Source organism: Mesorhizobium sp. Arg314 (genome assembly GCF_053714275.1).
On record NZ_JBSKBP010000010.1, the window covers coordinates 167,216 to 193,858 of the forward strand.

Here is a 26,643-nt window from a genome sequence, read left to right on the forward strand (position 1 = left end):
GGGCCGCAAGCGGCCCGGTCGATTCTAGTGTCCCCCAGGCCCAACGGCCTAGTTGGTTCCGCATGATCTTATCCCAAAACCGGTTCCCACTTTTGGGGATCATGCTTAGTTGCTGTTACTTATGCTGCATGCCAGCGAATCCGGGAACTGGCATGGCTGGCCCAAGGCGGTGAAAGCGACGCGCTTGACCTCCATGGTCACCTTGCTGCCGGGATCGACGAAGGCGCCCATCCAGTTGGTCAGCTTGTCGCTGCCCCAGAGGCTGAAGAAGATTTTCTGCGAATGCGTCGGCAGTTCGTCGGGGTTGGTCACTTCATGGACGAGCTTGCCGTTGACGTACCAGCGCAACCGGTCCTTCTCCCAGACGAAGCCATAGTCGTTGAAGCCCTTGTCGGCGCCGCCCTCGACGTCGACCAGCTTGCCGTTCTTCGGCTTGCCCTGGATGTAGCTGTTGACCTGCACTTTGGACGGATCCTTGGTGAGGACCTCGAAGTCGATCTCGTCCCAGGGCTGTTTGTCCTGCGGGCCGATATAGGAGAAGAAGGCCGCGTTGAGGCCGGAGCCGGTACCAGTCTTCATCCGAGCCTCGTAGACGCCATAGCCGTAGCGTTGCTTGGTCTGGATTTCGGCGCAGGCGAACTCGCGGTCCTTCAGCTTGCGTTTTTCAAAGCCCAGCGAAAGCACGCCGTCGGAAAGCCGGACAAGGTCCTTCGACCAGGTGCAGTTCTGGTGGGCGCCATTGGTCCAGCCGTCCGAGACGAACCAGCGGGACCGGTCGAAACTCGAGAAATTGTCGACGAAAGACGGCGCGCTTTGCACCTCCTGTTGCACCGCTTGCGCGTGCGCGGGATGTAGGCTTCCCGCAAGGGCCGCCGCGATCGCAAGCAGGGCGCCGACCACGCCGAGCCGCAGGCTGGTTAATCCGTTCCCTGGCGTATGCGGCATCCCGCAAGCCGCCACGGTGGAGGTGTCGTTCGGATCTGCGTTCATAACAAACTCACCTTGTGTTGTCCGCCCAACCCAAAGTCATCCTTGGCTCCCTTGAGCGAGCCGCCTCTGATCCTGCGCCCTTTTAACTCCTCTAAAGTCTCGTACCGATGACGGCGCCTGAAGGTGCCGTCAGCCTCTTGCCGCGGACTGCGCAGCAGACCGATCGGAACCATCCTCGACGATCGCGTCGAGCGAATGCCGCAGTTCCTTCACCAGACCCTTCTGGCGCACCAGTTCCGCAATGCGCCGCTCACAGTTCAGGATCGAGTTGGTCATCGCGCTGACATCCGATCCCTTGCTGGTCGGCGCCGAACCATTCTCCATCGCCTCGACCAGAAAGGCTGCGTTGGCAGCCGTCGACCTATAACGATTCTCCAGCCCGGTTTTCTCCGCCTCGATCTCGACCGCGATCTGGTCGAACAGCTTCGCCAACCGGTCGAAACGCTGGAGATCGGTGTTCCGGTCGCGACCCGGATCCCGGGATCTGAAGCCAAAAATCGAAGCCATCCTATCGGCCTTTCGAAATTGCTGCATTGCAACATAGACTGACATTACCGCAGCCACTAGGCAACATCATAGTTTTCGGAATGCGGATTTTTTGAGAGCTAGCGGCTTCCCGGGTGATGCGGGATCACTCATTTGCGGCACTGGTTGCCGGCATCAGGAAGCGCATCGGCGGCATTTGCTTTTCTGCGGCAATCCCGGTGCGGCGGAACAGCGCGTCGAGTTTGTCGGTTGCGACGCCGCGGACAATCGGGATCAGATTCGACTGGCTGGCGAAGGCGTAAGCCGCGGCCGACGCCAGGCCGCGCTCGGCTTTGACGTCGAGGAAGTTGCGCAGCCGGTATTTGTCGCGGACATGGCGCTCGTGGCGCCGCAACGCGGCCTTCGAGCGCTCCGGAAGGCTGTCGATCTGAAGCAGCGCCAGATCGGCGTCGGCAAGGCGCTTCAGATCCTGCGTCCTGTGCTGGCCGCTCAGCGAATCGGCGCGCACGATCGCGCCATAGCCGCAGGACTTGATGATCTTGAACCGCGCCCCGCAGGCGACGGCGCGCGCGTAGAGCTCGTAGTCTTCGCCAAGACGGAGGTTTTCATCGTAAGTCAGCCCATGCCGCTCGAGAAAAGCCCGGCTGATCACCGGCTTGAGGAAACCGAGCTCGCCGCGCCGGACGCGGCGGCGCGAGATGTTGCCGTCGATGAAGCGCTCGAAATCGAGAAATTCCGGGTCGGCGGCGAAAGGCGGCGCGGCGACCTTGGCGAGGTCGGTCGCGGCATCGTCGCGGATCAGCATGATGTTGTCGGCGGCGAAATCCCAGTCGGTGCTGGCGAAAAGCCGGCGAAAGCGGCCCTCGAGGAAGAAATCGTCGGCGTCGAGAACGCTGATGAAAGGCGACCTGGAAGCCTGGATAGCGGCGTTGCGGGCGGAAGAGGGGCCGCGATTGACGTCGAGGCGGATGACGGCAAGCCGGCCGCTGCCGTCGTCGGCGGCTAAAGCCACATCCCGGGTGTTGTCGGTGGAAGCGTCGTCGACCACGACGACTTCGGCGACTTCGGCTTCGCGCAGCGCCGACGCGATGGCGACGGGAATCGTGCGCGCCGCATTGCGCGCGGCGATGATGACGCAGACTCCCGGCGGCGTCACAGGCGTCGTCACAGGCATGGGCTTACCTTTCGTTTGCATGCGTGGCAGCCCCGCCTATGATTTTGATTGTTTCGCCTCGCGCCGGCCCGTCAGGGGCCGGGCGCTCGAAGATGCGCCGGCTGAGGTCGGCGGAGGCCGCCCAACCGGCTTCGGCCAGGTAACGAAAGGGCTCGCGACCGCAGAGTTCCCACAGCACATGGCGGCGCTGCGGCCAGCGCAGCGACGCAAGCCAAGGCGCGATGACCATGTGGAAGAGATCGGCATTGTCGATGCGCGCCAGAATGCGGGTGGCGCGCTCCGAAAGCAGCGTGCCGGCGGCGCCAAGCAGCACATCGGCGGCGCGCAGTCCCAAAAGCAGCGTGTCCGACAGGCCCTGCTCGGCGGCGTGGGTGAGCACCGTCTGCTGCTCAGCCTCGCTCAGGTGGCTGGCGCTGGCCCTGACGTCGCATACATAGCCGGCGCAAGGCTCGCGATTGAAGAAGGCCTTGGCGACGCTGATCGAGGACAAAAGTAGGGTGTCGGCCGCCGAGGTGATCGGCATGGCGGCGCCGGCCACCTCGACTTGGCGCTTGTGGCGCAGGAAGCCGTCGGTGCCGCGGGGGCTCGGCGAACCCGGCTGCTGCAGCCGGTGGTGGAGGTCGACCGTCGACGCCCTCGCGCCATCTTCGCGAACCATGTGCTGCTCGCCGAGAAAGCGCACCCACCAGACCGAGCGCGACTTGCCGGCAACCTCGTAGCCGATGGTCCGCAACGCCTCGCGGGCCGCGGCGAAGCTTGCCGGCGAAACCAGTATGTCGACATCGCCGGAAGGCTTCATGAAGTGGTCGCCATAGAGCAGATGCTGCTGGAGCGGCCCCTTGAGGAAGACGAAATCGACCTGTCTGTCGCGCAGGACGCGGTCGATGGCCATCGAATCGCCAAGGCAGGCGACATTCATCGACATGGTGCGCCGACGGTAGCCGTCGAGCCAGCCAAGCAACTCGGGAGGCGCCGCGCCGGCGGGCGCATGCGCGAGAGCCTTGAGCAGGAAGACGGCTACCTTGTTCAGCCTGGCGATGTCGGCGACATTGGCCGCTGAAATTGCAGAGACCGCTGAAATTGCAGGGGCCGATGAAATTGCGGGGGCCGCCGAGATTGCTGGCGCGGGCATATCGGCCCGACTGGCGATCGTGCTGGCACCCGGCGCGAAAAACAGCCTCAGGCAGGCCTGCACATAGGCGACCTCATCGGCACGGCCGGCGGCACGCAGCCTTTGATACGAGCCATCCTGCATCGCCATGCCCGATGTCGTTCTCCGCGAAATGCCGCCCGAGGGGCTTATACCGCACCTGCTAAGAAAAGCATCGGGAAAATTAACGCGATCGCCGAAAGCCAGCCGGGATCATCTCATCCCTGCAACCCCTGCGTTTAAAATCGCCTGACGCGCGCAATCACTTTTGAAGATACCTCAGAGATGCGCCGGTTGGCCGAAAAAGTGACGGTTTTCTGCAGCAATTTCTTCGCATCTGCGAAACGGTTTCTCGCTCAAAAAAATATCATAAACAAATCAAATGCTTATTTAAACGGCAAAGACCGGCGGTTGAATTCCAGGGCCGTTGAGAGTTACGATAACGGTGTTTATGGCTTGGTCACCAACGAAGGCGAGTGCAACCAAGAATTGATTAATGCTTGGTAAATCACGCTTGACTCATAGATGTTGCCGTGCAGCAATCGCATTGCAGCATAGCGATATGCTGGCGGTATTCTGCAGCCGCTTCCAGTCCTTAATTGGAGAGTAAAATGGAACAGAATGTTGAAAAGCATGAGTACGAGACCCCCAGCCTGACGGTTCACGGTTCGATCGAATCCATCACGCAGGGCGGTGCTGGCACGACGGCGCTCGACGTGAGCTTTCCCGCGCACACGCCGGTCGGCGATCTGACTTTCTCTTAAGCTTAAGGCCATCCGGATGTCTAAGTTGGGGCTCCGGATGTCTCCCAACAGGTGAGCCGGGGGGCGATGTCCCCCGGCTTCCCGCCCAAGGTCGCAGGCAACCGATCCACGGCGAAGGGCGCGGGCCAGCAACGAGGTTTTAGGATGCACTGGAACCCTTCGGACCATGACCGCGTGGTCGCGACCAGCGAGGCGGTGGCTTGCGAATTCGGCGCCGGACTGGCGCTGCTCCACCTCAAATCCAATGTCTATTACAGCCTGAACAGCGTCGGCGCCTTCATCTGGGAGCAGATTCAGGAGCCGCGATCGATCCTCGATATCCGCAGCGCCGTGCTTGCGCGCTACAATGTCGATGCCGAGCGCTGCAGGGCCGATGTCGAGGGCTTGCTGAAGGGGCTGACCGAAGCAGGGCTTGCGAGGCTCCACAGTGAGGAACTGGTCTAGGCTCCGCTCGCTGAGCGGCCGGGAGATGCTGTTTCTGGCGCGCTGCCTGACGGTGGTGAGCGCCGTGCGGCTCGCGCTGACGCTTTCCTCGTACAACCGTGTCCGCAGCCTGGTCACTAGGCTGGACGCCAGACGCGACGCCAGCATCGCCGACCTGCGGCGTGTCGCCTGGGGCGTTGCGGCCGCGGCGCGGCTCGTGCCGGGCGCCAGCTGCCTCACCCAGGCGCTGGCCGGACAATATCTGCTCGCCCGCCAGGGCAGCGCCTCGAAAATCAGCATCGGTATCGAACGGGGAACGGGCAGCGAGCTCAAGGCGCATGCCTGGTTGATGAGCGGCAACCACATCGTGCTTGGCGGCTCGATCAACGGATTTGCCCATCTGGTCGACCATGGGTCGTGACCGATGAGCGGCATCGCCGGAATCGTGCTTAACGACAACGGCCGGCCCACCGCGGCCGGCGATATCCAGCAGATGCTTTCGCGCATGCGCCACCGGGCCCGGGACGGCAGCTCATGGTGGAAGGACGGCGGCGTGGTGCTCGGTCACGCCTGGCTCGACACGACCGGCGAGGACGGCCCCGGCCCGCTGACGATGGCCGGCGGCAAGCTCGCCATTACCGCCGACTGCCGGCTGGACAACCGCGACGAGCTTCTGGCGCGGCTAGGCCAGCGCGACCGGTCGATCGCCGACGCGGTACTCATCATGCGCGCCTACCTCAAATGGGGCGAGGCCTGCCCGACCTACCTGCAGGGCGATTTCGCCTTCGCGATATGGGATGGCGAGCGCCGGGCCCTGTTTTGCGCGCGCGACCATTTCGGCGTCAAACCCTTCTATTACCATTCGACCGACAGGCGTTTTGCCTTTGCCTCGGAGATCGGACCGATCCTGGCGCTGGACGGCGTCGGCAGGCGCCTCAGCGAGCACCAGATTTCGGGTTTCCTCGCCGGCTTGCCGGACGATCCGCAAGCCACGCCCTACGCCGAGATCTTCCGCCTGCCGGCGCGGCACAGCATGATGGTCGTGGACCGCCAGGTAATACTTCGCCGCTACTGGCAGATCGAGCCGTCACAGCGGCCGCCGCGCACGGACGCGGCCGAAGAATTCAGGCATCTCTTCGCGCAATCGGTGGAGAACCGGATGCGCGGCACGTCCGCCGTCGGCGCCATGTTGAGCGGCGGGCTCGATTCATCCTCGATCGCCTGCCTCGCGGGTCTGAGGGCAGCGGCGAAGCGCGACCCGAAGCTCAAGACCTTCTCGCTGGTGTTCGACAAGGGTTCGTCGATGGACGAGAAGCCGTTCATCGATGCGGTGCTCGACGACAATCCGCTCGACGCCACGCTGATAGCCGTCGGCAACTACGCGCCCTTCGCCGAATTCGAGCGCATCCTGCAGGAGCAGGAAGGCACGTTCCTGGCGCCTGGCCTGTCTTTGACCCGTGATCTTTACCGCATGGCGGGCGCAAAGGGCGTCAAAGTGCTTCTCGACGGACATGGCGGCGACGAGGTCGTCTCGCAGGGCCATGGGCACCTCCACGAACTCGCCAATGCCGGCCGGTGGCTTGAGCTGTGGCGCGAGTTGCACAGCGCCGCCAACACCTATGGCGAGGGCATGCTCTCCCTCTATTTCAAGTTCCTGACCATCTATGGACCGGCCTGGCGGATCGCCAGGATGAGGGCAATGGCCAAGCGCCTTGCCGGCAAAATGCGGCACAGGCCGGCGCAGGCGCAGCGCGCCTGGGCGGGCCTGGTCAATCCGGAGCTTGCCAGGCGCACCGATCTTGCCGAGCGCTTTCATCGCAGCGGTTACATGCCCGCCGCCGTCAGCGCCAGCGAAGCCCTGACGCATCGCTGGCTTCTGTCCACCGGGCTGGTGCCGCACGCCTTCGAAGTGCTCGACAAGGCCGCCGCCAATTTCGGCGTCGAGCCCCGCTATCCGTTCTGGGACAAGCCGCTCGTCGAATTCTGCCTGGCGCTGCCCGGCGAGGAAAAGCTCAAGGACGGCTTCGGCCGCCATGTGCTGCGCCGGGCCATGCAAGGCGTTCTGCCGCCGGCCGTGCAATGGCGGCGCGACAAGATCGATTTCACCGCCAACCTGGTCAAAGGCATGCTCGGCAACCACCGCGAGCTTCTGGACAGCCTGCTGATATCGGACAGCGAACGGATCGCGCCCTATGTCAACCTGCCTGAGGTGAACTCGGTCTATGACCGCATGCTGCGCCAGCCCGAGCAGGCGACGCTGCCCGACGTCCAACATGTCTGGCGCTCGGTTTCGCTGTCGCTGTGGCTGCGGCAAGTCCAAGGAAGCCCTGCATGAATCTTCCGGTTGCTTCCCTCGCGCGGCCCGAGCCCGTCGCCGAAACGATGACGCCAAGCGGACGCGTCCGCCATTTCTACAAGGCCTACGGGCTGGTGATCGGTTCCGAAGTGGCCTTGCCGGAACTGGAACCGACGGCGCCGGCGGCACCGGACCTGGAGATCGCGGTCGGGCCGGTCGACTTTCCCGACGACGCGTCGCAGGGCGCCACGGCGTTCCGCTTCGAACCGATGCGCCAGTATCTTGCATGGCAGGCGGTCGGCACCTTCATGATCAGCGGCGCCAAGCGGATCGACGTCGATCCGGCGCCGGGGGTCGACGATCCGCTGCTTGCCTTTCCGCTGCTCGGGCCGGTGATGGCGCTCGCTTTGCACCAGCGCGGGCTGCTCGTGCTGCATGCCAGCGCCATTGCCGTCGGCGGCGAGAGCGTGATCTTCCTGGGCAACAAGGGCGCCGGCAAATCGACGACGGCGGGCGCGATGATCCGCGCCGGCCATCGGCTGCTTTCCGATGATGTCGTGGCGCTGGATTTGTCCGACCCGGACCGGCCGATGGTCCTGCCCGGATTTCCGCAGCTCAAGCTCGCCGCCGATGCGGCCGGCGCCATTCGCCTCGAACAGGCGGACGTGCGCCCGCAGGTGCATCCGCAAATCGACAAGGCACAGCACCGGCTGCGCGACGGATTTGCCGCCGAGGCGGTGCCGGTATCGCGCATCCATGTGCTCGAGCGCGGCGGGCGGGCGGCGATCTCGCCGCTGGCCGGTGCCATTGCGCTGCCGGCGATCATCAAATTCTCCTATATATCGCGGTTCGGCCGACAGGCGCTGCCCGGCGATTTTGCCGCCGCGCATCTGCGCCAGTGCGCCCGGATCGCGGGGCGGATCGGTGTCAGCCGCCTCGAAGTGCCCGCCGGGCTCGGCCGTATCGATGAAGCGGTCGCAGCGATCGAAGCCGACCTGGCGTCCGGGACAAGGTGAACCCGGGCATGGGCAGGTCCTCCAAGCTTCGCCTGTCGCCGTTGCGGGATATCACCGGCTTCGGCGCCATGATGGCGCATGTCGGCGGGAGGCGCACGGCGACGGCGCTGACCTTCCTGGTCCTGGGCAGCCTGACCGAAGGCGTCTCGATCCTGCTGCTCGTTCCGCTGTTGCGCCTGATCGGCAAGGCCGACCAGGATTACGCGGTGCCGGTGCCGGAGGCCTTGCATCGGCTGGTGCCCGGCGGAACGCTGTCGCTCGCAACGGTGCTCTGCCTGCTTATCGCGCTGGTGGCGCTGCAAGCGATGTTCAATCGCTTCAAGTCGGTCTACATGGCGCGGCTGCTCTATGATTTCGTCAACCGCGTGCGCATGAACCTGTTCGAGAGCGTCGGCAAGGCGCGCTGGGGGGTTTTCACCCGCATCCGCGGCTCCGATCTCGACCATGCGCTGAACGGCGACGTCGACCGCGTGCAGGTGGCCGCCTTTTCGCTGCTGATGCTCACCCAGGCCACACTGCTTCTGGTCGGCTATCTCGTGGTCTCGCTGTCCATCTCGCCGGTGATGACGTCCTTTGCCATCCTCATCGGCCTGGTGCTGCTGATTGCGCTGCAGCCGTTCAGGGCGCGCGCCAGCGCCTATGGCCGCACGCTGACCGGCAATCGCCAGGACCAGTACCGCACGGTCTCCGAGTTCCTCGGCGGCATCAAGGTCGCGAAAAGCCTGAATGTCGAGGCAAGCTATTTTGCCGAGCTCGGCGCGACGCTGGACAGGATGAAGGCCGATAACATCGCCTATGTCCGCAACTCCTCGCTCGGCACCGCTCTGTTCCAGGTGGCGAGCGTGATCGGGCTCAGCCTGTTCATCTATATCGCGCTGGTCCGCTTCCACCTGTCGCTGGCCGAGATCGTCGTGCTGCTCCTGGTCTTCATGCGGGTCGCGCCGCGCTTCATGGACATGCAGCTTCAGACCCAACAGGTGCTGATCAACCTGCCGGCCTACGCTTCGATGCAAAGCCTCCAGGCCCGCTTCGACGCCGAGCGCGAGCCGGCGCCGAGCGTTGCCGAACAAGGCGCAAAACTGTCGCTCGATACCGGCCTCAACGTCCGCGATGTGTCTTTCGCCTATGGCGAGGGCGACGGAAAACCTGTGGTCAGCGATATCACCTTCGGCCTGCCAGCCGGCAAAGTGACGGCGCTGATCGGCCCTTCCGGTTCCGGCAAGAGCACGATCGCCGACATGCTGCTCGGCCTGCTCGAGCCCACCGGAGGCCGGGTCCTGGCCGACGGCGTGGAGATCACGGCACAAAATCGCAGAGCCTGGCGCGATCAGGTCGCCTATGTGCCGCAGGATGTGTTCCTGCTGCACGACACGATCGCCGCCAATTTGCGCCTTGCCGCGCCCGAGGCCAGCGACGATGCGCTCTGGACGGCGCTGCGCAACGCCCATGCGGCCGATTTCGTCGAGCAGCTGGCATTACGGCTCGAGACGGTGGTGGGCGACCGCGGCGTCCGGCTTTCCGGCGGCGAGCGGCAGCGCATCGCACTGGCGCGGGCGCTGCTGCGCAAGCCCTCGCTGCTTATCCTCGATGAAGCGACAAGCGCGCTCGACTGGCAGAATCAGTCGCTGATTGCCCAATCGATCGAGGCCCTGCGCGGTCAGATGACGATTTTGACCATAGCGCACCGACCATCGATGATCGCCTTCGCCGACTGGGTCGTGGCCATCGAGAACGGACGCATCGTCGAGGTCGGACAATATCGGCGGCTCAAGGCAAAAGCCGGCAGCCGTCTTGCCAGGATGCTGTCGGGCGAGCAGGCCGAGCGCGAAACCGCGCCATCGGTCGCGACAGGACCGGTCCCTGCGCCGGTCGAACGATCAGTGGAGGCGTCTGGCGCTTAGCTTCTCGCCTTCGGCGACCTTGTTCAGGATTGCGCCGCGATCGGCTTCGCGGACTTTGTCGGCCGAAGTCGGCGTGGCTCTGCCAATCATGGCAAAGACCAGAAGGAAATAGCCAGCCTGGATAATGACGGCGCAGATGATGGCACGCAGGAGGATGGTGCCCGGCGATGCGCCGTCGAAATACGACCAGCCGATGACGATCGCGAGAGCGAACATCATCCCGACGATGAATTTTGGCAGAGACATGTTCGCCGGCCCCTCAACCGATACGAGCATGCAAAAGCTGCGACTTACCCACCCGCGTAACTCCCCGTTGCGCCAAAGAGCTTTTCTGGCTGCCCAATCCGGCCGGTTGCTTCCAGCCTTCCTTACCCATGCAGACTATGACAGGAACAATTTGCGACTCTATTAAGACGCGCCTACCGAAGCAAGGCCGGACAGCTATGGTTTCCAACGGTTTTACGAAATCGACTCTGGCATGGTGCGCCGCACACTCTGGCCCTGATAGCCATTCAATGCGTGCGTCTGCAGCCTAAGTAAAACCCACGACTTTGATTAGTATTTTACCTGAATAACTTACCATAGCGAGTGCTTACCGCAACATGCAACCGCGTTTCTTCTGCAACAAAGAATGCATTGCCCAAAAATGGTCCAAAATGCGGACTACATTTTCATGGCTTTCGTTCACCTTGTCATAAACATGCCACAAAGGTGAAAATTTGTGCAGGGCAGGTTTATTATTTGGTCAATTCATGACGTGAACATTTCATCGCGATGGGAAATTGTGTGTTGCGCTGCAGCATTTTTTTGATATCTTGCCGTAAACCATCCGTTCAACGTATGGAGCTTTTGCATGAGGGACGTCGCCAAGTCGGCTAATGCGGGTTTTGCGCAGGTCGGCATTGATTTTCCACCCCCCATCGGCGGTTTGCTCAAACGCAGTTTCGATATCGTCGGTTCCGTGGCTGGACTGGTTCTGCTCAGCCCGCTTTTCCTGATGGTCGCCCTGCTGGTCAAGCTTTCGGACAACGGTCCGATATTTTATGGCCACAAGCGAATCGGCCGCGGAGGCAGGATTTTCTCCTGCCTCAAATTTCGCACCATGGTGCCGGATGGCGAGCGTGTGCTGAATGCGTACCTATCGGCCAATCCGGAAGCCAACGCTGAGTGGATCGCTACGCGCAAGCTGAAAAACGATCCGCGCGTGACCCGCGTCGGCCAGGTGCTTCGCAAGCTCAGCCTCGACGAACTGCCGCAGATCCTCAACATCCTGCAGGGCGACATGAGCCTTGTCGGCCCACGCCCCGTCGTGCGCGACGAATTGGAGATCTACGGCAGCGCCGCGGTCTATTACCTGAAGTCGCGGCCGGGTCTCACCGGCTTGTGGCAGGTGAGCGGCCGCAACGACGTATCCTACGACACGCGCGTCGCCTTCGACCGCCATTATGTCGAGAACTGGTCGTTGTTCGAGGACATTCGCATTATCTTCAAGACAGTTCCCGCCGTGTGGATGTCGCGCGGCAGCTATTGACCGACGGACCTGCCGCGCCAGATTCGGGGCGGGCGTCCGGCAGTGATCTCATCGGGCGGATGGGGCCAAAGCGGATCGGAAACGTTCATTTGAAAAAAGACCTGTTCGGACTGTCTTACGCCTGCAGTCTCATACCCAGGACCACCGCCCGCTTCGCGGGCGCGTTGCTTGTTGCGGGATCGCTGGCCATGCCGCAGCTCGCCGCCGCCGGCGATTATCAGCTTGGCCCGCAGGACAAGCTCAACATCCGCGTCGCCGAATGGCAGACCGTCGACGGCACGTTCCGCGACTGGTCGGCCATCAATGGCGTGTATTCGGTCGGCCCTGCAGGGACGCTGTCGGTGCCGTTCGTCGGCAACATGCAGGCTGCCGGCAAGACGACGGCGGAAGTTGCCTCGGCGATCGGGCTCGCCCTGCAGCGTAAGCTGGCGCTGCCCGACAAGCCGGAAGCCTCGGTCGAGATGGCGCAGTTCCGGCCGTTCTACATTTCGGGCGAAGTCCAAAACCCCGGCCAGTTTGCCTTCGTGCCCGATCTGACCGTGCTCAAGGCAATCAGCATCGCCGGCGGCATCCGGCGCAATGCCGACTATGGTCCGCAGATCGAAAAGGATCTGATCACCGCCAAGGGCAGCTTTGACATCTATGACGACCAGCGCTTGCGGCTGATGGTCAAGCGAGCCCGCATCGACGCCGACCTCGCCGGGAAACCGACTTTCGAGGTGCCTCAGGAAATTCAGGGCGATTCGAGATTGCCGACCATCGTCGCCGACGAAACGGCGATCCTGGTTTCCAACCAGAAGTCGCTGAAGCTGAAGCTCGATGCGCTCGACAATTTGAAGGGCGTTCTGCAGTCGGAAATCGAATCGCTGCAAAAGAAGATCACGAACCAGCAGAAGCAGGTCGATCTGGCGGAGCAGCAGGCCGCCAGCATCGGTCCGCTGGCGCAAAAGGGCCTGATTGCCAATGCGCGATTGCTTTCCTCGCAGCAGACGGTCACCGACCTGCAGGGCAAGATCCTGGATTATGAGACGGCCATCCTCACCGCCAAGCAGTCGATCAGCAAGGCGGACCAGGACGCCATCGATGCCCGTAACACACTGGGTTCGAGCCTCACCGCCGATCGGCAGCAAACTGAAGCGAACCTGAATGAGGCAGCCTTGAGGGTCGGCATGCAGAAGGGCCTCATCGCGCAGGCATCGGATCCGGCAACGGCTGCCGCCTTCACCGGCAATGGAGAGCCAGCCCTGCTCTATTCGCTGGTGCGGATTGCCGACGGCAAGACGAGCGAGGTCGAAGCCAAGGAAGACACGCCGGTGCTGCCGGGCGACGTGATCAAGGTGAAGCTGGCGCCGACGACCAGCCAGTAGCGTCGCCGGCTCCGGCTTGCCGCGAGCGAACCGAGGAACGGAGGCGGGAGGAACAAGTCAGGCTCGTCCGCGGCGCGGGCGAGCGATCTGTTTGCACCGCTTGAAGGCATAACATGCAGCCCGCAGCTCCGCGTCACGTGTACCTGAATCTCGACGCCATTCGCGGCGTGGCGGCAATCAGCGTCATGCTCTATCACTTCTCGCCGTTCCTCGCCGACGGCAAGGTGCTGCCGTCGAGCTATCTCGCGGTCGATCTCTTTTTCCTGCTCAGCGGCTTCGTCATCGCGCATGCCTATGACCGCAAGATCGAGAACGGCATGGGCTTCGGCACATTCGTCGCCATCCGCCTGATCCGGCTCTATCCGCTCTATCTCGCCGGCACGCTGCTCGGCTTCTTCTATCTGCTGGTCAAGAACAGGCTGATGCCGGCGGAGTACATGCCGCTGTCCGAGATCGGCATGCAGCTGACGACCGGCATGCTCTTCATCCCGCTGGTCAGCGATGCCTATCATACGATCTTCCCGCTCAATCCCGCTTCGTGGTCGCTGTTCTTCGAGCTCATCGTCAACATCGCCTATGTCGCGGTCTTCTTCCTGCTGTCGCGCCGGGTGCTGACGGGGATCGTCGCCGTCAGCCTCGCATTGCTCGTCGTCGCCTCGGTTTTCGCCGGCACGCTGGATTTCGGCATGACCGGCAACACCATCATCAGCGGGCTGCCGCGCGTGACCTTCTCGTTCTTCCTCGGCGTGCTGCTCTGCCGCTCGATGGCGCGTACCCAAGGCAAGCTAGGCTTCCTGCGGCGCGGCTTCTGGGTCGAAGGCGCGATCCTGCTCACGCTTGCCGTCTTCGCCATTGCACCGGCCGGCGGCGCACGCGTTGCCTACGACCTTGCCGCAATCGTCATCGTCTTCCCGATCATGGTGATGACCGGCGCGGTGGCGCCGACCGCGCCGCTTCTTTCAGGCTTCTATGGCTGGCTCGGGCGGATTTCCTATCCGATCTACATCATCCACACGCCGATGCTGATGATCATCGCCGGGGCCGGCAAGGCCGTCTCGATCGATCCCTTCGCGCATCATCCCTGGTTCGGCATCGTGATGGCGGCCTCGGTCGTCGTGATCGCCGACATCGCCACGCGCATCTATGACGAGCCGGTGCGGCGCTTCCTGCAGCGGCAGATGCAGCGCGCGCGCGCCGTGGCTTAGACCGGCTCACCGAAGAAGGGCTCAACGGACAAAATCCGGTATGAAGATTCCGAAATCCATTCTGATCGATCCCGATCGCAACGAAACCTACGGCATCTTCGCCGTCGCGGTTTCCATGCTCGCCTTCGCCTACTCGCCCAATTTCGGCCAGATCCTGATCCTCGCCTACTACGCCGTCTGGCTGCCGCTGCTGTTCGTCGATTATCGGCGCTTCACCTGGAAACTCTCCAGCGCCTGGCTGCCCATACTGCTTGCGGCCTATGTCTGCTTCTCGGTGTTCTGGTCGCAGGCGGCGGGCATCAGCGCGCGCGCGGGGGTGCAATATTCCTCGCACATCGTCTGCGCCTATGTCGCGGCGCGCACCATCAGCGTACGCACGCTGGTGGTCGGCTCGCTGATCGGTATCTTCTTCGTCCTGCTCTATTCACTGAAAGTCGGCAATTACGCGCTCGACATCATCGACGGCACTGTCAATTTCGTCGGCGCCTTCGGTTCCAAGAACCAGGTCGGTTTCTTTTCTTCGCTTGGCATCTTCTTCTGCCTTGCGTTCCTGGTCTTCTACCGGCGCAACTGGCTGGCCATCATCTGGACCGCGCCGATCTTGCTGTTGTCGGTCTACATGTTGGCAATCGCCCATTCGGCGACGTCAGTGGCCTCGCTGCCGGCGGTGATCGGCATCGTGACGCTGCTCACCATGACCAAGGTGCTGTCGCGGCGTTATCGCCGCGTGCTGTTCATAGTCGGCGCCGGTGCGCTGGTGACGGGTGTGGTCGCAGCGCTGAACCTCGGCCTGCTGGACCTCGTGCTCGGGCTTTTCGGCAAGGATTCGACACTTACCGGCCGCACCTATCTGTGGGAGCAGGGCTGGGAGGCGGCACAGCAGCATCCGCTGCTCGGCTATGGCTATGCCGCCTATTGGGTGCAGGGTTTTGCCGATCCGGAGCGGCTGTGGGCGGAATTCTATATCTCTACCCGCTCCGGCTTCCACTTCCACAATACCTATGTCGAGACGCTGGTCGAAATCGGCTTCATCGGCGTCACCTTGCTGGCGCTGATCATCCTGCGCGCCTTCTACGGCCACGTCTCGAAAGTGGTGTTCGGCAACTGGAACGCCGATTCGGTGGTGCTTGCCGGCGCGATCGGACTGATGCTGATCCGCTCCTTCTTCGAGGTCGAGATGCTCGGCCCCTACTTCATGGCATCCTTCATCGTCTATTACGGCCTGTTCAAGCTGAGCCCATTGCCGGCTTTCCGGCGCCGTAGGGTGGCCATTCCCGCCGAGGACGCGAGGCCCGCCAATGGCCGTATGCCGGCCCCGGTCTGATCAGCGCGGAAGATCCAGAGCAATTCGAGGAAAAGTGCGTAACGGTCTTTCTGGGAATTGCCCTAAAGCGCGTCGCGCTGAACCGGATTCAGGCGACGCGCTTTAAGTCTTTGTTTTGATGCATGTCGTTGTCCCAGAACCGCTGCACACTTCTGGGCGACACGCATTAGGCAGACGTGGAGCGCGCGACGGCGGCCTGGATGAGCCGGTCGGCGAGGATCGCGAGGAAGGCAATCGACAGGCCGGCGATCAGGCCCATGCCGGCATCGGCCTTGCCGAGCGCGACATAGACTGCCTGGCCAAGATCGCGCGTGCCGACAAGGGCGGCGATGGCCAGCATCGAGAGCGCCGCCATGATGGTCTGGTTGAGACCGAGCATGACGACCGGCAAGGCAAGTGGCAGCTTGGCCTGCAGCAGCGTCTGCAACGGCGTCGCGCCCATCTGCTCGACCGCCTCGACGACATCGGCGCGCACATGCCGCAAGCCATGCTCGACATAGCGGATCGGCGGCACGATGGCGTAGAGCATGATGGCGATCAGCGCCGTGAACTCGCCGACCTTGAAGAACATCAGCGCCGGGATGAGGAAGACGAATTGCGGCATGGTCTGCAGCGCGTCGCAGATCGGCTTGAGAATGTGCGAGACGCGGTCGCTATGCGCCGCCCAAGTGCCGAGCGAGCCGCCGACCAAAAGGCAAAGCAGAACCGCCAGCGTGCAGAGGTAGAGCGACTGCACCAGTTGCGGCCATAGTCCGTTGACCAGGATCAGCCCGAAGCCGGCCAGTGCGAAGAGACCGAGCCGCGGGCCACCCACCTGACCGGCGAGCAAGGCGACGGCAAGGATGAAGACAGGCCAGGGCAGATCGAGGAAGCCGGTGTAGAGAACAAGGCCGGCGGCCAGCACGGCGACCGCCGCCCGCCAGCCGAAGCGGCGCATCGCCAGCACGGTCAAGGCCAGCACCAGGGCGGCATAGACGACCAGCGCCGAAGGTGGAAGCACAAAGCCCCACATTGCCGGCGTCGCCGAGCCCGAAATGCCGACGCGCATCGGCAAAAGCAGACAATAGAGCACCGTGTTGCGCACGCCATTGAAAAACCAGGCATAGTCGCGAACGAGCCCCAGCAGCCACTGGTTGACCGCGCCCATCTGCATGCGCAATCCGGTTTCCGGCAGAAGCCTCGCATCGGGCGCGGCAAGCCGGATGATCACGGCGAGAGCCAGCGCGACCGCCAGCGAGAGGGCCAGCCGGCGTGGCGTCATCCATCGCATGGCGCGCGTCGGCCCGGTCTGCGGCGCCTTGGCGAAGCCGATGGTGAGGCGGTCGATCAGGATGGCGAGCAGCGCAATCACCAGGCCGGAGAGGATGCTCTGACCAAACTCGGCCTTGCGCATCGAGGACAGGACCTCCCAGCCGATATCCTCGAAGCCGCCGATGATGGCGGCGACGATGACCATCGACAGTGCCGCCATCGTCGTCTGGTTGAAGCCGACGAGAAGCTGCGGCAGCGCCGTCGGTACTTCGACCTGCCAGAATTGCTGGCGGCGCGTGCAGCCGCTCATCAGTCCGGCCTCGCTGATCGCCGCCGGCACGCGGTCGAGGCCGAGCATGGTGTTGCGCACCATCGGCGGCGTCGCGTAGATCGCCGAGGCGATCAGCCCGACCACCGGACCGAAGCCGAACAGAAGCAGCAGCGGGATCAGATAGGCGAAAGCCGGCACCGTCTGCATCAGGTCGAGCGCGCCAAGCAGCATTGGGCGCAGGCGCGGACGGGCATGACCAAGGACACCAAGAGCGAAGCCAAGCACGGTCGAGATCGGCACCGCCAGCAGCACCAGCGCAAGCGTGTTCATGCTCTGCGGCCAGTAGCCGGCAAGCAGTACATAGGCGAGCGTGGCGAGCGCGAAGATTGCCAGCCGCCCGCCCCTCGACTTCAGCGCAAGGGCGGCGACAGCCAGCATCACCGCCGGCCAGGGCAGCCAGGCGAGCACCAGCCGCGCGCCGCGCATCGGCGCATCGAGCAAGGCGGAGAGCGCCCGGAATCCTGGCTGAATGACGGCGACGACAACGTCGGTTACGGCGTTGATGTAAGCGGCCAGCGGCAGCGTCCATTCCTTGGGGAAATTGACCAGCCAGGGAAGTTCGGTTTTCAGAAGCAGGCAAAGCACCGCCAGCACGGCCAGGCCGCACCAGGGAACAAGGGCCGGCGCGATGGCGAATCTTTGCGGGGATCCCGCGATCGCGGCCGGCGCCGTCATGTGCTCTTGCGCCTCGCCTGCTCGCGCTCCAGCACTGCAAGCACGGCGCTGGCGCTGAGTACCGCCGGCGGACCGTCGCCCGCGGCGGAAACGGTGAAAGCGCCCACGCCGGAGGCGAGTTGCGGGATAAGCGCTTCGAGACCGGTGTCGGCTGTGACGCTCCGTTCGGGCAGCGCCGCCCCATTGGCGGGCGTGGCGATGTCGCCGGCCGTGATGACGCGCAGCAGCGGCATATCCTCGGTAAACTGCGCGACATAGTCGTCCGCCGGGTTGAGCACGATGTCGGCCGGGCGGCCGATCTGCACGATCTTGCCCGCCCGCATGATCGCCAGCCGGTCGGCCAGGCGGAAGGCCTCGGCGATATCGTGGGTGATGAAGATGATGGTCTTCTTCAGCATGCGCTGCAGGCGCAGGAATTCGTCCTGCATCTGCTTGCGGATCAGTGGATCGAGCGCCGAGAACGGCTCGTCGAGGAACCAGAGCTCCGGCCCTACCGCGAGCGAGCGGGCAATGCCGACGCGCTGCTGCTGGCCGCCGGATAGCTGGTGCGGCAAGGACGCCTCGCGGCCTTCAAGCCCGACAAGCGCGATCATCTCGCGGGCCCGGGCCTCGCGCTCCTTCGCCGGCTTGCCCTGGATCTTGAGCGGGAAGGCGACGTTGCCCAGCACGCTCAGATGCGGCAGCAGGCCGAAATTCTGGAACACCATGCCCATGGCGTGGCGGCGCAGTTCGATGAGCTCCTTGCCGCTGGCGGCGAGCAGGTTCCTGCCGTCGAGCAGGATTTCCCCGGCGCTCGGCTCAACCAGGCGCGACAGGCAGCGCACCAAGGTCGACTTGCCGGAGCCGGACAGCCCCATGATGACGAATATCTCGCCGGTCGCCACCTCGAAGCTGGCATCGACCACGGCCGGCAGATGCGCCTCCGCGCGCAGGCGCTCGGCCAGAGCATCGGGATCGATCACATAGCCGCGCGAGTCGAAGTAATAGCCCGGCCGCCGGCCATAGACCTTCCAGACATTTCGGCAGGCAAGCTTTATCGGACGCGCGGCGGTGTTCATCCCTATCGACCCGTACCGATTGCTGGCCCGGCTCCGCATATTCGGGAAGCCGGGCCTTTGTTGCCCTCAGCCTTGGCCAGGCACATCGGCGAACTATCCCTTGGCGGCGTCGAGCCAAGGTTTCCACACCGCCTCGTTCTTGTCGATCCATTCCTTGACGACGGCGTCGAGGTCCTTGCCCTGCTTGTCGACCGCCAGCATCAATTTCTGCTGCTCGGTCGCGTCCATCTTGAAGGCCTTGAGGAAGGCGTAGGCCGCCGGCCATTTGGCGCCGAAGCCGGACCAGACGATCTTGTCGACATCGGGCGGCGTGATGCAGTGCTCGTTGGTCTGCTGCTTGCAGGGCGGCATGGCGACCCAGCCGACATCGTTCTCGGCCAGCGCGTAATGCGGACCCCAGAACATCATGATCAGCGGCGTCTTGGCAGCTTCGGCGGCTTCGAGCTCGGCAACCAGCGCGCCTTCGGAACCCGACGGCACGGCGGTGTAAGGCATGTTGTTGTCGGCAAGGATGGTGGCCGCGCGCGAGCCCCAGTCGGACGGGTAATCGAGGAAGCGGCCGTTGGGCGCAGTCTCAGGTGTTGCCAGCGCCTGGGCGCATTCGGGCTTGTTCAGCGCACTCCAGTCGGGCAGGCCGGGACAGACCTTCTCCATGAACTTCGGATAGATCCAGCCTTCCTGCGTCTTCAGGTCGAGCTTGCCGACGTCCTCGATCTGCTTGGCGGCGAGCACCTTCGGATAGATGTCGCCGACATTGTTCAGCCAGATCTCGACCGAGGCGCTGAGCGAGCCATCGGCCAACCCCGAAAACTGCGGGAAATTGCCGGCGGTGACGTATTCGACCTTGTAGCCGAGCTTCTGCATAAGCTGCCCGGCGATGTGGGTGGAAACATGCGCGCCCGTCCATTCCAGCATCGCCAGCTTGATCGGGTCGTCCTTGGCGCCGAGATCGGCGCTTTGCCCTGCCGTTGTTGCGGCAAGCATCAGCGCGAGGCCAAGGCCGGCTCCTTGCAAGACATTTATCGTTTTCATGTCAGTTCCCCTGTCTGGTTGATGACCCTTCTTCTATTGGCCTCCTCCCTGAAGGCCGGGATCCATCCCCCGTGCGGACGCTACCACAAGGCTCCGCCGGTGATCTGGATATTTTCCATGGTGATCCCCTTGGCAAGGTCCGAGCAAAGGAAGATCGCGAGCGCGGCGATCTCCCCCGGCTGCATCATGCGTCCCTGGGGATTGCCTTTCCTGAATTCGTCCATCACCTCTTCGGCGCTGCGGCCCTTGCCTTCGCGCTCGACGACCTGCGCGACGTTGCGGCGCATCAGCTCGGTCTCGACCCAGGTCGGACTTATCATCACGCAGGTGACGCCATGCGCGGCACCTTCGAGCGCCACGCAGCGCGTCAGGCCGAGCAGGCCGGCCTTGGAGGCGCAATAAGCGGGGTTGTCTTTCCAGCCGACCGAAGCAGCCGTCGAGCCGATATTGACGATGCGGCCCCAGCCGCGCTCGATCATGCCGGGCAGCACGGCGCGCGTGGCACGGAAGGCGCCGGTGAGATTGGTGTCGACGATCTTGTCCCAGAGCGCGTCGGAATGGCCGCAGACCGGCTGTTCGGCCGTCGTGCCGGCGGCGTTGACGAGGATGTCGGCCGGGCCGACAGCCGCCTGGGCTTTAGCAAAGAAGAGATCGGTGAGCGCACTGTCGCGCACGTCGAGATGGGCGGCATGCACCTTGGTGCCGTGCGCGGCGAGCGCCGACCGCACGCGTTCAATCTCGTCCGCGCCGGGATAGTAGGCGGCGTCCACCCTGCCCGCCTGCGGCGGCGCGACATAGGAGCCGACGGCGACATTGGCGCCGGCTTTGGCGAGCGCCGTTGCGATGGCGAAACCCATGCCTGAAAAGCCGCCGGTGACGATGGCGCTGCGGCCGGTGAGATTGGTCATCGCAAACGCGCTCCGTGTTCACACTGCAAGATAGCCTCCGTCGACGACCATTTCGGAGCCGGTGACGAATTTCGATTCATCCGAGGCGAGATAGAGAACCATGTAGGCGATATCGCTGGGCTCGCCGAGGAAGCCGATCGGATGGCGGGAAAGCGCTTTGGCCTTCTCCTGCTCAAGTTTTCCCAGATCGCGCAGATAGTTCTCGGTCTGCGGCGTCCAGATGTAGCCGGGATGGATGGAATTGCAGCGGATGCCGTAGCGCTGCTCGGCGCAATGCACCGCGACCGCCTTGGTCAAAGTGCGCACGCCACCCTTGGAGGCGCAGTAGGCGGCGAGCTCGGCCTCGCCGATGATGCCGTCTATGGAGGACAGATTGATGATCGATCCGCCGCCGGATTTCTTCATCAATTTGATGCCTTCCTGGCAGCCGAGGAAGACGCCATCCAGATTGATCGCCATGGTGCGCCGCCATTCGGCCAGCGTTGTGTCCTCGATGGTCTTGGCGATGGCGATGCCGGCATTGTTGACCAGAACGTCGAGCCGGCCGAAACGCTGCTCGATCGTCGCCATGACCGAGAGCCAGTCCTCAGGCTTCGACACGTCATGGCGCAGCGCCAGCGCCTCGCCGCCGGCCTTGGCGATTTCGGCCGCGGTGTTGCCGGCGAGGCTTTCGTCAATGTCACTGACGACCAGCTTCGCGCCTTCAGATGCCAGCAGCAGCGAAGCCGCCCGCCCGAGGCCGAGCCCGGCCCCGGTGATCAAAGCGACCTTGCCTGCGACGCGGCCCATTCCTGCCATCAACCTCCCTTGTTCAGTGGCTCCAGCGGCTTGCCCAGCCAGTCGCGGTAAAAGCCTTCGAGGTCCGGCTCGAAATCATGCACGATCGGATAGCCGGGCGCAGCCGCCTCGACCTCATGCAACGTACCGCATTGCGGGCAGATGAACTCGCGGATCTCCATCCACTCCGGATCCGGCAGGTCGCTGTTGGGGTAGATCTCGCGCAGGGCTTCCTCTGTGTCGCGCACGATGATCGCGGCCTTGAGCTTCCAGTTCTTGCGATAGTCACCGAAGGAATGGCCGCATTCGCATTTCGTCACCCGCTCCTCGCCGCTCTGGCAGATGAAGAGATGGTCGCCGACCGGCAGCAGGATCGGATCCTTCCAGCCGACACGGTCCTGCAGCACAGCGACATATTTGAAGAAACGGTCGTCGTCCTTGTAGGCGCTCATGATGCGGCGTGTCTGCGGCCAAGGCAGCGCGCCGGCGACCAGATCGGCGATGACTTCCTTGCTGTATGAGGTCATGGCTTTGCTCCCGGCATGAAGATCGATCTGGCGTCGACGTCCCAGAACTCGCTGAAATCCTTGGCAAAGCGCGACGATAGCTTGATCGCGCTGGCATACATCTTCTTCACCTCCGGAGCGAAGTCGACCGCCTTCACCCGCTCGAGCTCCTTGGCCATCCATTCGGAAACCGGTTTGGCGCGCGCCAGGCGCTTTGCCCGCATCTCGGCGCGATGGCGCTTGGTGGCCTCCAGATTGGCGACGGGATAGCCCTCCGCGTCCTCATCCAGCATGATGCCGAAGATACCCTCGGCCGCCTCCCTGGTGAGAAAGCCGTTCTCGACATCCCAGGCGGTCTTGACGGGATCACGCTCCAGCACATCGCCGTAACCGCCGCCGCCATTGTAGGAATGGGTGAAGACGTCGCCCGTCTTATGCGGCGCGGTAATATAGGGCCCTTCCATCGTCACATGCTCGCCTTCGAGCCGCACTTCCAGCTCCGAACGATACGGGTTGGTGCCGGTGTGGTGCGCCAGCGGCGCGCCTTTCTCGGCCAGCGCGAAGATGTTTGAGTCGCGCACCGCGCGGTGCTTCTGGCAGGTCGGCGCCGGATAGCCGCCGCACAGCCCGCCATTGTCGAACACGCGGGATGAATGCTCCGACGTCACCAACCTAAGATGATCGGTCTTGCTGACCAGCCAGGTCGACAGGAAGGAGCAGCCGCCGCGATATTTGCCGGCGCCGCCGGAATTGGGAACGATGGAGCGGCCGATATAGAGCATCGGCATGTTCTGTTCCCAGATCTCGATATTGCCCATGTCGGATTCAGGGTTCCAGCCGACATAGGCGGTGTCCAAACCATCCTTGATCGCCAGAGCGCCTGAGCCGGCGGCGGCGCATTCGAAATGCGCCATGCCGAAAGGCGTGCCGTACTGGCTGGTGCCGCCCATCTCGATCATCGGGCTGTTGACCTGGCCGACAAAGGCCTCCTCGACGAAACCACGCGCGATGAAGGAGCGTGACAAGAGCCGCTGGAAGACGCCATAGGCCGGCAAGAGCAGCGCCCAGGAGGTGGCGGTCGCCACCATCTCGTTGTCGGGATTGGTCCAGGTGCCGTGCGGCAGCTTCAGCTCGGTCGCCATCCAGGCGCCGTCATTGACTAGGCCCTCGAAATTCATGTGCTGGGTCAGCGTCACGAACATGCCGCCATCCATGCCGGCGGGCGTGCAGTTCATCGAATGGTAGCCCCAGGGCTGGGCGCCCTCGAAGTCCATGATGATCTTGCCGTCGCAGGTGATCTCCATCTCGATCGGGATGTTGTAGAGCCAGTCGGGATCGCCGAGCGGCTGGTAACCTGGCTTGCCGGCTGTCACGTGGCCATAGAAGGTGTGGCCGCGATAGATGCCGGGCACCGTGAGCTGGCGCGTGCGGGCGAGTTGGGCGCGGCGGCCCTCCTCGATGAACTCCTTCGACACCTGCATCCAGTAATCGAGGCCGATCTCGTCGATCAGCGCCTTGACGCTTTCGCGCATGTCGATGCAGGAGGCGACCTTGGCCTTCTCGTCCAGCACCCAGTAGATCGGCATTCTGAGATTGCGCTCGCAGCGGATGACGTAGTCGCGCCTGAGCTCGTCATTCTCGCCGACCTTTTCGGCACAGACGAACAGGCCTTCGGTGAACCGCTCCTGGGCGAGCGCCACGTCGCCGCCGGGCGTGATGCCGCCGGCCTCGAGCTCGTGGCAGACAGCGCCCGCCCAGCCGACCAGCTTGCCGGAGTGGAAGATCGGCATGACGTCCATGACGTCCGGCACCTGCACGGTGCCGATGAAGGCGTCGTTGTTGGCGAAGATGTCGCCGTCGCGGATCCGCGGGTTTTCCTCGTAGCCGTTGCGGATCATCCATTTGATGAAGCGGCTCATCGTATGCACATGCACCATGATGCCGTTGGAGAGCGCGATCGCATCGCCTTCCGGCGTGTAGATGGCGACGACCATCTCGCCGACTTCGCGCACGCCGGGCGAGGCCGAGATGCGGCGCGCCATCTCGCGGGCCGACACGCAATAAGCGCGCAGCTTGGTGTGCAGCGTCTCGAATTTCAGCGGATCCCGTTTGCGCAATTCGAGCTCGGTGATGCCGTCATAGCAGCCGGTCTCTTCCATCAGCCGTTCGGATTCCATCAGCCGTTCGCGGATGCGCAGCGCGGAGGCGGGTTTGTCCAGCATGGCGTTCGCCCTTCTCAAGCGTGGGTGTAGTGCAGCAGCGTCCATTCATCGACATGGACGCGATCCTGCGGGTGAACGACGAGCGTCGTCGCCGGGTGTTCGATGATAGCCGGGCCGACGACCTCGTGACCCGGCTGCAGCAGGTCCATCTCGTAGAGATTGGCCTTGTGCCAGCGGCCGCCGATATAGGCCTCGCGCACGCCCTTGTGGGCCGACGCCGGGTCCGACTTGCCGAGCGGGCGCTTGAGCAGCACCGGCTTGACCTTGTCGGCGGTGGCGATCAGCCCGAGCTCGGTGATCGAGAAGCCGGCTTCGCCATAGCGCGAGACGCGGTGATTGACCTTGGCGTAGACCGCCTCGAACTCGTCGACGACCTTGCGCATGTCGTCGGCCGAATGAAGCGCCGACAGCGGCGCCATCACCTCGACGTCCTCGAGTTGGCCCGTATAGCGCATCATCAGGAACGGCACGGTCTTGATCTTGCTGAGTGCGTGACCGTCGGCCACCATTTCGTCGACCGCGGCCTTGGTGAGATCGTCCCAGACAGTGGTGACCTTCTTGCCGAAGGCGACCAGTTCGTCATCGCTTGCCCGCGCGCCGATGTCGATCTGCGTCGACACCGAATGCCGGCGCATGAAATCGGCGGTGGTGCAGCCGAAGGCGGAGAAAGCGGCGGCGAACTGGAAGGTGATGATGTCCTTGAAGCCGATGCCCCTGGAGCAGCCGGCGAGATGCAGCGGCCCCGAGCCGCCATAGGACAAAAGCGTGAATTCCGACGGATGAATGCCCTGGCCGGAGATGACGCGGCGCAGCGCGTTGTTGGCGTCGGCCTCCAGCATGTCGATCATACCTTCGGCGGCTTCCTCGACACCGACGCCGAGCAGGCGCGAGCATTTCTCCTCGAAGGCTTTCCTTGCCTTGTCCACCTGCAGGACGACCTTGCCGCCGAGGAAGTAATGCGGGTTCAACCGGCCGAGGATGGCGTCGCAATCGGCGATGGTCGGCTCGGTACCGCCCTTGGCGAAGCAGATCGGGCCGGGATCGGAGCCGGCGCTTTCCGGCCCGAGCGAGACCTTCCTGGTCAATGGATCGACCTTCAGGATCATGCCGGCGCCAGCGCCGATCGTGTCGAGATGCAGCGTCGGCACGTTGAGCTTGAAGCGGTCCATCAGCGGCTCGTTCTCGATCCGCGTCTGGCCGCGGGTGATGACGCCCATGTCGAAGGAGGTGCCGCCCATATCCGAGCAGATCAGCGAGTCGTTGCCGATCAGCTTGCCGACATAGGCGGCACCCAGGATGCCGCCGATCGGGCCGGAGATCATCGTTTCATGCAGGCGCGGATGGTTGATGGAGGTAAGGCCGCCGAAGGAGAGCAGCGTCTGGACGCCGTATTTGAAGCCGTATTTCTTCGAGACGTCCTCGATGCCCTTGAGCTGCTTGCGGCCGCGCGAGGTGGCGTAGGCTTCGATCAGCACCGAGTTCAGCCGCGACTGTTCTCGGATGACCGGGCGCACCTCGTGGCTGGTGTAGACGAGGATGTCGGCGCCGGCGGCAGCGATCTCCTCGCGGCATATCTGGGCGATGCGCTTCTCATGCGCCGGATTGACGTGCGAGAAGACGGTCATGATGCAGATCGCCTCGACCTTGTCGGCGATCAGCTTCCTGGCGGCGGCATGCACCTCGTGCTCGTAGAGCGGCAGGATGACGTCGCCGAACTGATCGATGCGCTCGGTGACGCCATGGGTGCGGCGGCGCGGCACCAGCGGATCGGGATGATGGTGGGTGACCGCGTGCAGACGGTCGGCATAGGAATAGTCCGCCCAGGCCTGCAGGCCGCGGCCCATCAGGATCATGTCCTCGAGGCCCTTGGTGGTGATCAGCCCGAGCTTGCGGCCGGTGCGCGACAGCAGCGTGTTGAGCATGCCGGTGCCGGAATAGAGCACCACGTTGGCGCCCGAGAACAGGTCCTGGAGCGAGATGCCCCAGGCGTCCGCCGCGTCCTCGGCGGAGGCGAGGAAGCCCTCCGCCTCGTTCTTCGGCGTGGTCGCCGACTTGCCGATCTTGAAGTGGCCGTCCTGATCGACAAGGATTGTGTCGGTCATGGTGCCGCCGGCATCGATGCCGATGACGATTGGATTGGTGGTGATCTGGTCCACGGGTCGCCTTCCCTTATCGAGAACGACCACAGGCTAGATTCCCGAAGCCGGATCGCGCCATATGCCTAAAGACACAATGACCGCGCGGCGCGGTTCGCCG

At 63.6% G+C, this 26,643-nt stretch carries 23 protein-coding genes; 10 read left to right on the top strand and 13 right to left on the bottom strand.

Annotated features, from left to right (window positions below; genetic code table 11):
- Positions 1-105 precede the first annotated feature (105 nt).
- The 4 genes from exoK to ACWGS9_RS13550 all read right to left on the bottom strand — a co-directional run bounded on the left by exoK (position 106) and on the right by ACWGS9_RS13550 (position 3,911).
- Positions 106-990, bottom strand: a complete 885-nt coding sequence (gene exoK, locus ACWGS9_RS13535) for an endo-1,3-1,4-beta-glycanase ExoK (protein WP_454505722.1) — start codon at positions 988-990, stop codon at positions 106-108.
- A gap of 129 nt (positions 991-1,119) precedes the next feature.
- Positions 1,120-1,497 (bottom strand): hypothetical protein, encoded by a 378-nt coding sequence (locus ACWGS9_RS13540; RefSeq protein WP_454505723.1) that lies wholly within the window; start codon positions 1,495-1,497, stop codon positions 1,120-1,122.
- Between the two features lie 124 nt (positions 1,498-1,621).
- Positions 1,622-2,650 (bottom strand): glycosyltransferase family 2 protein, encoded by a 1,029-nt coding sequence (locus ACWGS9_RS13545; protein ID WP_454505724.1) that lies wholly within the window; start codon positions 2,648-2,650, stop codon positions 1,622-1,624.
- A gap of 4 nt (positions 2,651-2,654) precedes the next feature.
- A complete protein-coding gene (locus ACWGS9_RS13550; protein WP_454505725.1) occupies positions 2,655-3,911 on the bottom strand; it encodes a nucleotidyltransferase family protein in 1,257 nt (418 codons plus the stop codon).
- 500 nt (positions 3,912-4,411) lie between these two features.
- On the opposite strand from ACWGS9_RS13550, the gene ACWGS9_RS13555 reads away from it, so the two are divergent.
- From ACWGS9_RS13555 to ACWGS9_RS13580, 6 genes are all read left to right on the top strand, one after another.
- The gene (locus ACWGS9_RS13555; RefSeq protein WP_454505726.1) at positions 4,412-4,564 is read left to right on the top strand and encodes a lasso RiPP family leader peptide-containing protein; all 153 of its coding nucleotides are present in this window, start codon (positions 4,412-4,414) and stop codon (positions 4,562-4,564) included.
- A 144-nt stretch (positions 4,565-4,708) separates the two neighbouring features.
- On the top strand, positions 4,709-5,008 hold the full coding sequence (locus tag ACWGS9_RS13560; RefSeq protein WP_454505727.1) for a PqqD family protein: 300 nt from the start codon (positions 4,709-4,711) through the stop codon (positions 5,006-5,008).
- Positions 4,992-5,408: a lasso peptide biosynthesis B2 protein gene (locus tag ACWGS9_RS13565; protein ID WP_454505728.1), complete on the top strand. Its 417-nt coding sequence runs from the start codon at positions 4,992-4,994 to the stop codon at positions 5,406-5,408. Before ACWGS9_RS13560 ends, ACWGS9_RS13565 begins: the two co-directional genes overlap by 17 nt.
- A gap of 3 nt (positions 5,409-5,411) precedes the next feature.
- Positions 5,412-7,322 carry a lasso peptide isopeptide bond-forming cyclase gene (locus ACWGS9_RS13570; RefSeq protein ID WP_454505729.1) on the top strand — a complete coding sequence of 637 codons (1,911 nt, stop codon included), beginning with the start codon at positions 5,412-5,414 and terminating at the stop codon, positions 7,320-7,322.
- Positions 7,319-8,299, top strand: a complete 981-nt coding sequence (locus ACWGS9_RS13575; RefSeq protein ID WP_454505730.1) for a serine kinase — start codon at positions 7,319-7,321, stop codon at positions 8,297-8,299. The genes ACWGS9_RS13570 and ACWGS9_RS13575 overlap by 4 nt, the downstream gene beginning before the upstream one ends.
- Positions 8,300-8,307: 8 nt before the next feature.
- Positions 8,308-10,200 (top strand): ABC transporter ATP-binding protein, encoded by a 1,893-nt coding sequence (locus tag ACWGS9_RS13580; protein WP_454505731.1) that lies wholly within the window; start codon positions 8,308-8,310, stop codon positions 10,198-10,200.
- Here ACWGS9_RS13580 and ACWGS9_RS13585 read toward each other — a convergent pair.
- Positions 10,177-10,446 carry an exopolysaccharide production repressor exox gene (locus ACWGS9_RS13585; RefSeq protein ID WP_454505732.1) on the bottom strand — a complete coding sequence of 90 codons (270 nt, stop codon included), beginning with the start codon at positions 10,444-10,446 and terminating at the stop codon, positions 10,177-10,179. The two genes, ACWGS9_RS13580 and ACWGS9_RS13585, sit on opposite strands and share 24 nt — an antisense overlap.
- A gap of 607 nt (positions 10,447-11,053) precedes the next feature.
- On the opposite strand from ACWGS9_RS13585, the gene ACWGS9_RS13590 reads away from it, so the two are divergent.
- The 4 genes from ACWGS9_RS13590 (at position 11,054) to ACWGS9_RS13605 (ending at position 15,627) form a co-directional block, all read left to right on the top strand.
- Positions 11,054-11,731, top strand: coding sequence for a sugar transferase (locus tag ACWGS9_RS13590; RefSeq protein ID WP_454505733.1), 678 nt, complete (start codon positions 11,054-11,056; stop codon positions 11,729-11,731).
- A gap of 188 nt (positions 11,732-11,919) precedes the next feature.
- Entirely contained in the window at positions 11,920-13,098 is a 1,179-nt protein-coding gene (locus tag ACWGS9_RS13595; protein WP_454505734.1) for a polysaccharide biosynthesis/export family protein, read from the top strand.
- 113 nt (positions 13,099-13,211) lie between these two features.
- Positions 13,212-14,303 (top strand): acyltransferase family protein, encoded by a 1,092-nt coding sequence (locus ACWGS9_RS13600; protein ID WP_454505735.1) that lies wholly within the window; start codon positions 13,212-13,214, stop codon positions 14,301-14,303.
- 40 nt (positions 14,304-14,343) lie between these two features.
- The gene (locus ACWGS9_RS13605; protein WP_454505736.1) at positions 14,344-15,627 is read left to right on the top strand and encodes an O-antigen ligase family protein; all 1,284 of its coding nucleotides are present in this window, start codon (positions 14,344-14,346) and stop codon (positions 15,625-15,627) included.
- Between the two features lie 166 nt (positions 15,628-15,793).
- On the opposite strand, the gene ACWGS9_RS13610 is transcribed toward ACWGS9_RS13605, so the two are convergent.
- From ACWGS9_RS13610 to ACWGS9_RS13645, 8 genes are all read right to left on the bottom strand, one after another.
- Positions 15,794-17,884 (bottom strand): ABC transporter permease, encoded by a 2,091-nt coding sequence (locus tag ACWGS9_RS13610; RefSeq protein WP_454505737.1) that lies wholly within the window; start codon positions 17,882-17,884, stop codon positions 15,794-15,796.
- Entirely contained in the window at positions 17,881-18,942 is a 1,062-nt protein-coding gene (locus ACWGS9_RS13615; protein ID WP_454505738.1) for a quaternary amine ABC transporter ATP-binding protein, read from the bottom strand. The genes ACWGS9_RS13610 and ACWGS9_RS13615 overlap by 4 nt, the downstream gene beginning before the upstream one ends.
- Before the next feature lie 93 nt (positions 18,943-19,035).
- Positions 19,036-19,974 carry an ABC transporter substrate-binding protein gene (locus ACWGS9_RS13620; protein ID WP_454505739.1) on the bottom strand — a complete coding sequence of 313 codons (939 nt, stop codon included), beginning with the start codon at positions 19,972-19,974 and terminating at the stop codon, positions 19,036-19,038.
- An 80-nt stretch (positions 19,975-20,054) separates the two neighbouring features.
- The gene (locus ACWGS9_RS13625; RefSeq protein WP_454505740.1) at positions 20,055-20,882 is read right to left on the bottom strand and encodes an SDR family NAD(P)-dependent oxidoreductase; all 828 of its coding nucleotides are present in this window, start codon (positions 20,880-20,882) and stop codon (positions 20,055-20,057) included.
- Positions 20,883-20,900: 18 nt separating this feature from the next.
- Positions 20,901-21,671, bottom strand: coding sequence for a glucose 1-dehydrogenase (locus tag ACWGS9_RS13630; RefSeq protein ID WP_454505741.1), 771 nt, complete (start codon positions 21,669-21,671; stop codon positions 20,901-20,903).
- Between the two features lie 8 nt (positions 21,672-21,679).
- A complete protein-coding gene (locus tag ACWGS9_RS13635) occupies positions 21,680-22,186 on the bottom strand; it encodes an acetone carboxylase subunit gamma (RefSeq protein WP_454505742.1) in 507 nt (168 codons plus the stop codon).
- Positions 22,183-24,387, bottom strand: coding sequence for a hydantoinase B/oxoprolinase family protein (locus ACWGS9_RS13640; protein ID WP_454505743.1), 2,205 nt, complete (start codon positions 24,385-24,387; stop codon positions 22,183-22,185). The genes ACWGS9_RS13635 and ACWGS9_RS13640 overlap by 4 nt, the downstream gene beginning before the upstream one ends.
- Before the next feature lie 14 nt (positions 24,388-24,401).
- Positions 24,402-26,543, bottom strand: a complete 2,142-nt coding sequence (locus ACWGS9_RS13645) for a hydantoinase/oxoprolinase family protein (RefSeq protein ID WP_454505744.1) — start codon at positions 26,541-26,543, stop codon at positions 24,402-24,404.
- Between the last annotated feature and the right edge of the window lie 100 nt (positions 26,544-26,643).

Coding starts and splice junctions, on each gene's coding strand:
- ACWGS9_RS13580 (WP_454505731.1), top strand. CDS start 8,308: ATGGGCAGGTCCTCCAAGCTTCGCCTGTCGCCGTTGCGGGATATCACC.
- ACWGS9_RS13540 (WP_454505723.1), bottom strand. CDS start 1,497: ATGGCTTCGATTTTTGGCTTCAGATCCCGGGATCCGGGTCGCGACCGG.
- ACWGS9_RS13640 (WP_454505743.1), bottom strand. CDS start 24,387: ATGCTGGACAAACCCGCCTCCGCGCTGCGCATCCGCGAACGGCTGATG.
- ACWGS9_RS13555 (WP_454505726.1), top strand. CDS start 4,412: ATGGAACAGAATGTTGAAAAGCATGAGTACGAGACCCCCAGCCTGACG.
- ACWGS9_RS13600 (WP_454505735.1), top strand. CDS start 13,212: ATGCAGCCCGCAGCTCCGCGTCACGTGTACCTGAATCTCGACGCCATT.
- ACWGS9_RS13615 (WP_454505738.1), bottom strand. CDS start 18,942: ATGAACACCGCCGCGCGTCCGATAAAGCTTGCCTGCCGAAATGTCTGG.
- ACWGS9_RS13590 (WP_454505733.1), top strand. CDS start 11,054: ATGAGGGACGTCGCCAAGTCGGCTAATGCGGGTTTTGCGCAGGTCGGC.
- ACWGS9_RS13550 (WP_454505725.1), bottom strand. CDS start 3,911: ATGGCGATGCAGGATGGCTCGTATCAAAGGCTGCGTGCCGCCGGCCGT.
- ACWGS9_RS13545 (WP_454505724.1), bottom strand. CDS start 2,650: ATGCCTGTGACGACGCCTGTGACGCCGCCGGGAGTCTGCGTCATCATC.
- ACWGS9_RS13560 (WP_454505727.1), top strand. CDS start 4,709: ATGCACTGGAACCCTTCGGACCATGACCGCGTGGTCGCGACCAGCGAG.
- ACWGS9_RS13595 (WP_454505734.1), top strand. CDS start 11,920: ATGCCGCAGCTCGCCGCCGCCGGCGATTATCAGCTTGGCCCGCAGGAC.
- ACWGS9_RS13575 (WP_454505730.1), top strand. CDS start 7,319: ATGAATCTTCCGGTTGCTTCCCTCGCGCGGCCCGAGCCCGTCGCCGAA.
- ACWGS9_RS13605 (WP_454505736.1), top strand. CDS start 14,344: ATGAAGATTCCGAAATCCATTCTGATCGATCCCGATCGCAACGAAACC.
- ACWGS9_RS13635 (WP_454505742.1), bottom strand. CDS start 22,186: ATGACCTCATACAGCAAGGAAGTCATCGCCGATCTGGTCGCCGGCGCG.
- ACWGS9_RS13585 (WP_454505732.1), bottom strand. CDS start 10,446: ATGTCTCTGCCAAAATTCATCGTCGGGATGATGTTCGCTCTCGCGATC.
- ACWGS9_RS13570 (WP_454505729.1), top strand. CDS start 5,412: ATGAGCGGCATCGCCGGAATCGTGCTTAACGACAACGGCCGGCCCACC.
- exoK (WP_454505722.1), bottom strand. CDS start 990: ATGAACGCAGATCCGAACGACACCTCCACCGTGGCGGCTTGCGGGATG.
- ACWGS9_RS13620 (WP_454505739.1), bottom strand. CDS start 19,974: ATGAAAACGATAAATGTCTTGCAAGGAGCCGGCCTTGGCCTCGCGCTG.
- ACWGS9_RS13625 (WP_454505740.1), bottom strand. CDS start 20,882: ATGACCAATCTCACCGGCCGCAGCGCCATCGTCACCGGCGGCTTTTCA.
- ACWGS9_RS13610 (WP_454505737.1), bottom strand. CDS start 17,884: ATGACGGCGCCGGCCGCGATCGCGGGATCCCCGCAAAGATTCGCCATC.
- ACWGS9_RS13630 (WP_454505741.1), bottom strand. CDS start 21,671: ATGGGCCGCGTCGCAGGCAAGGTCGCTTTGATCACCGGGGCCGGGCTC.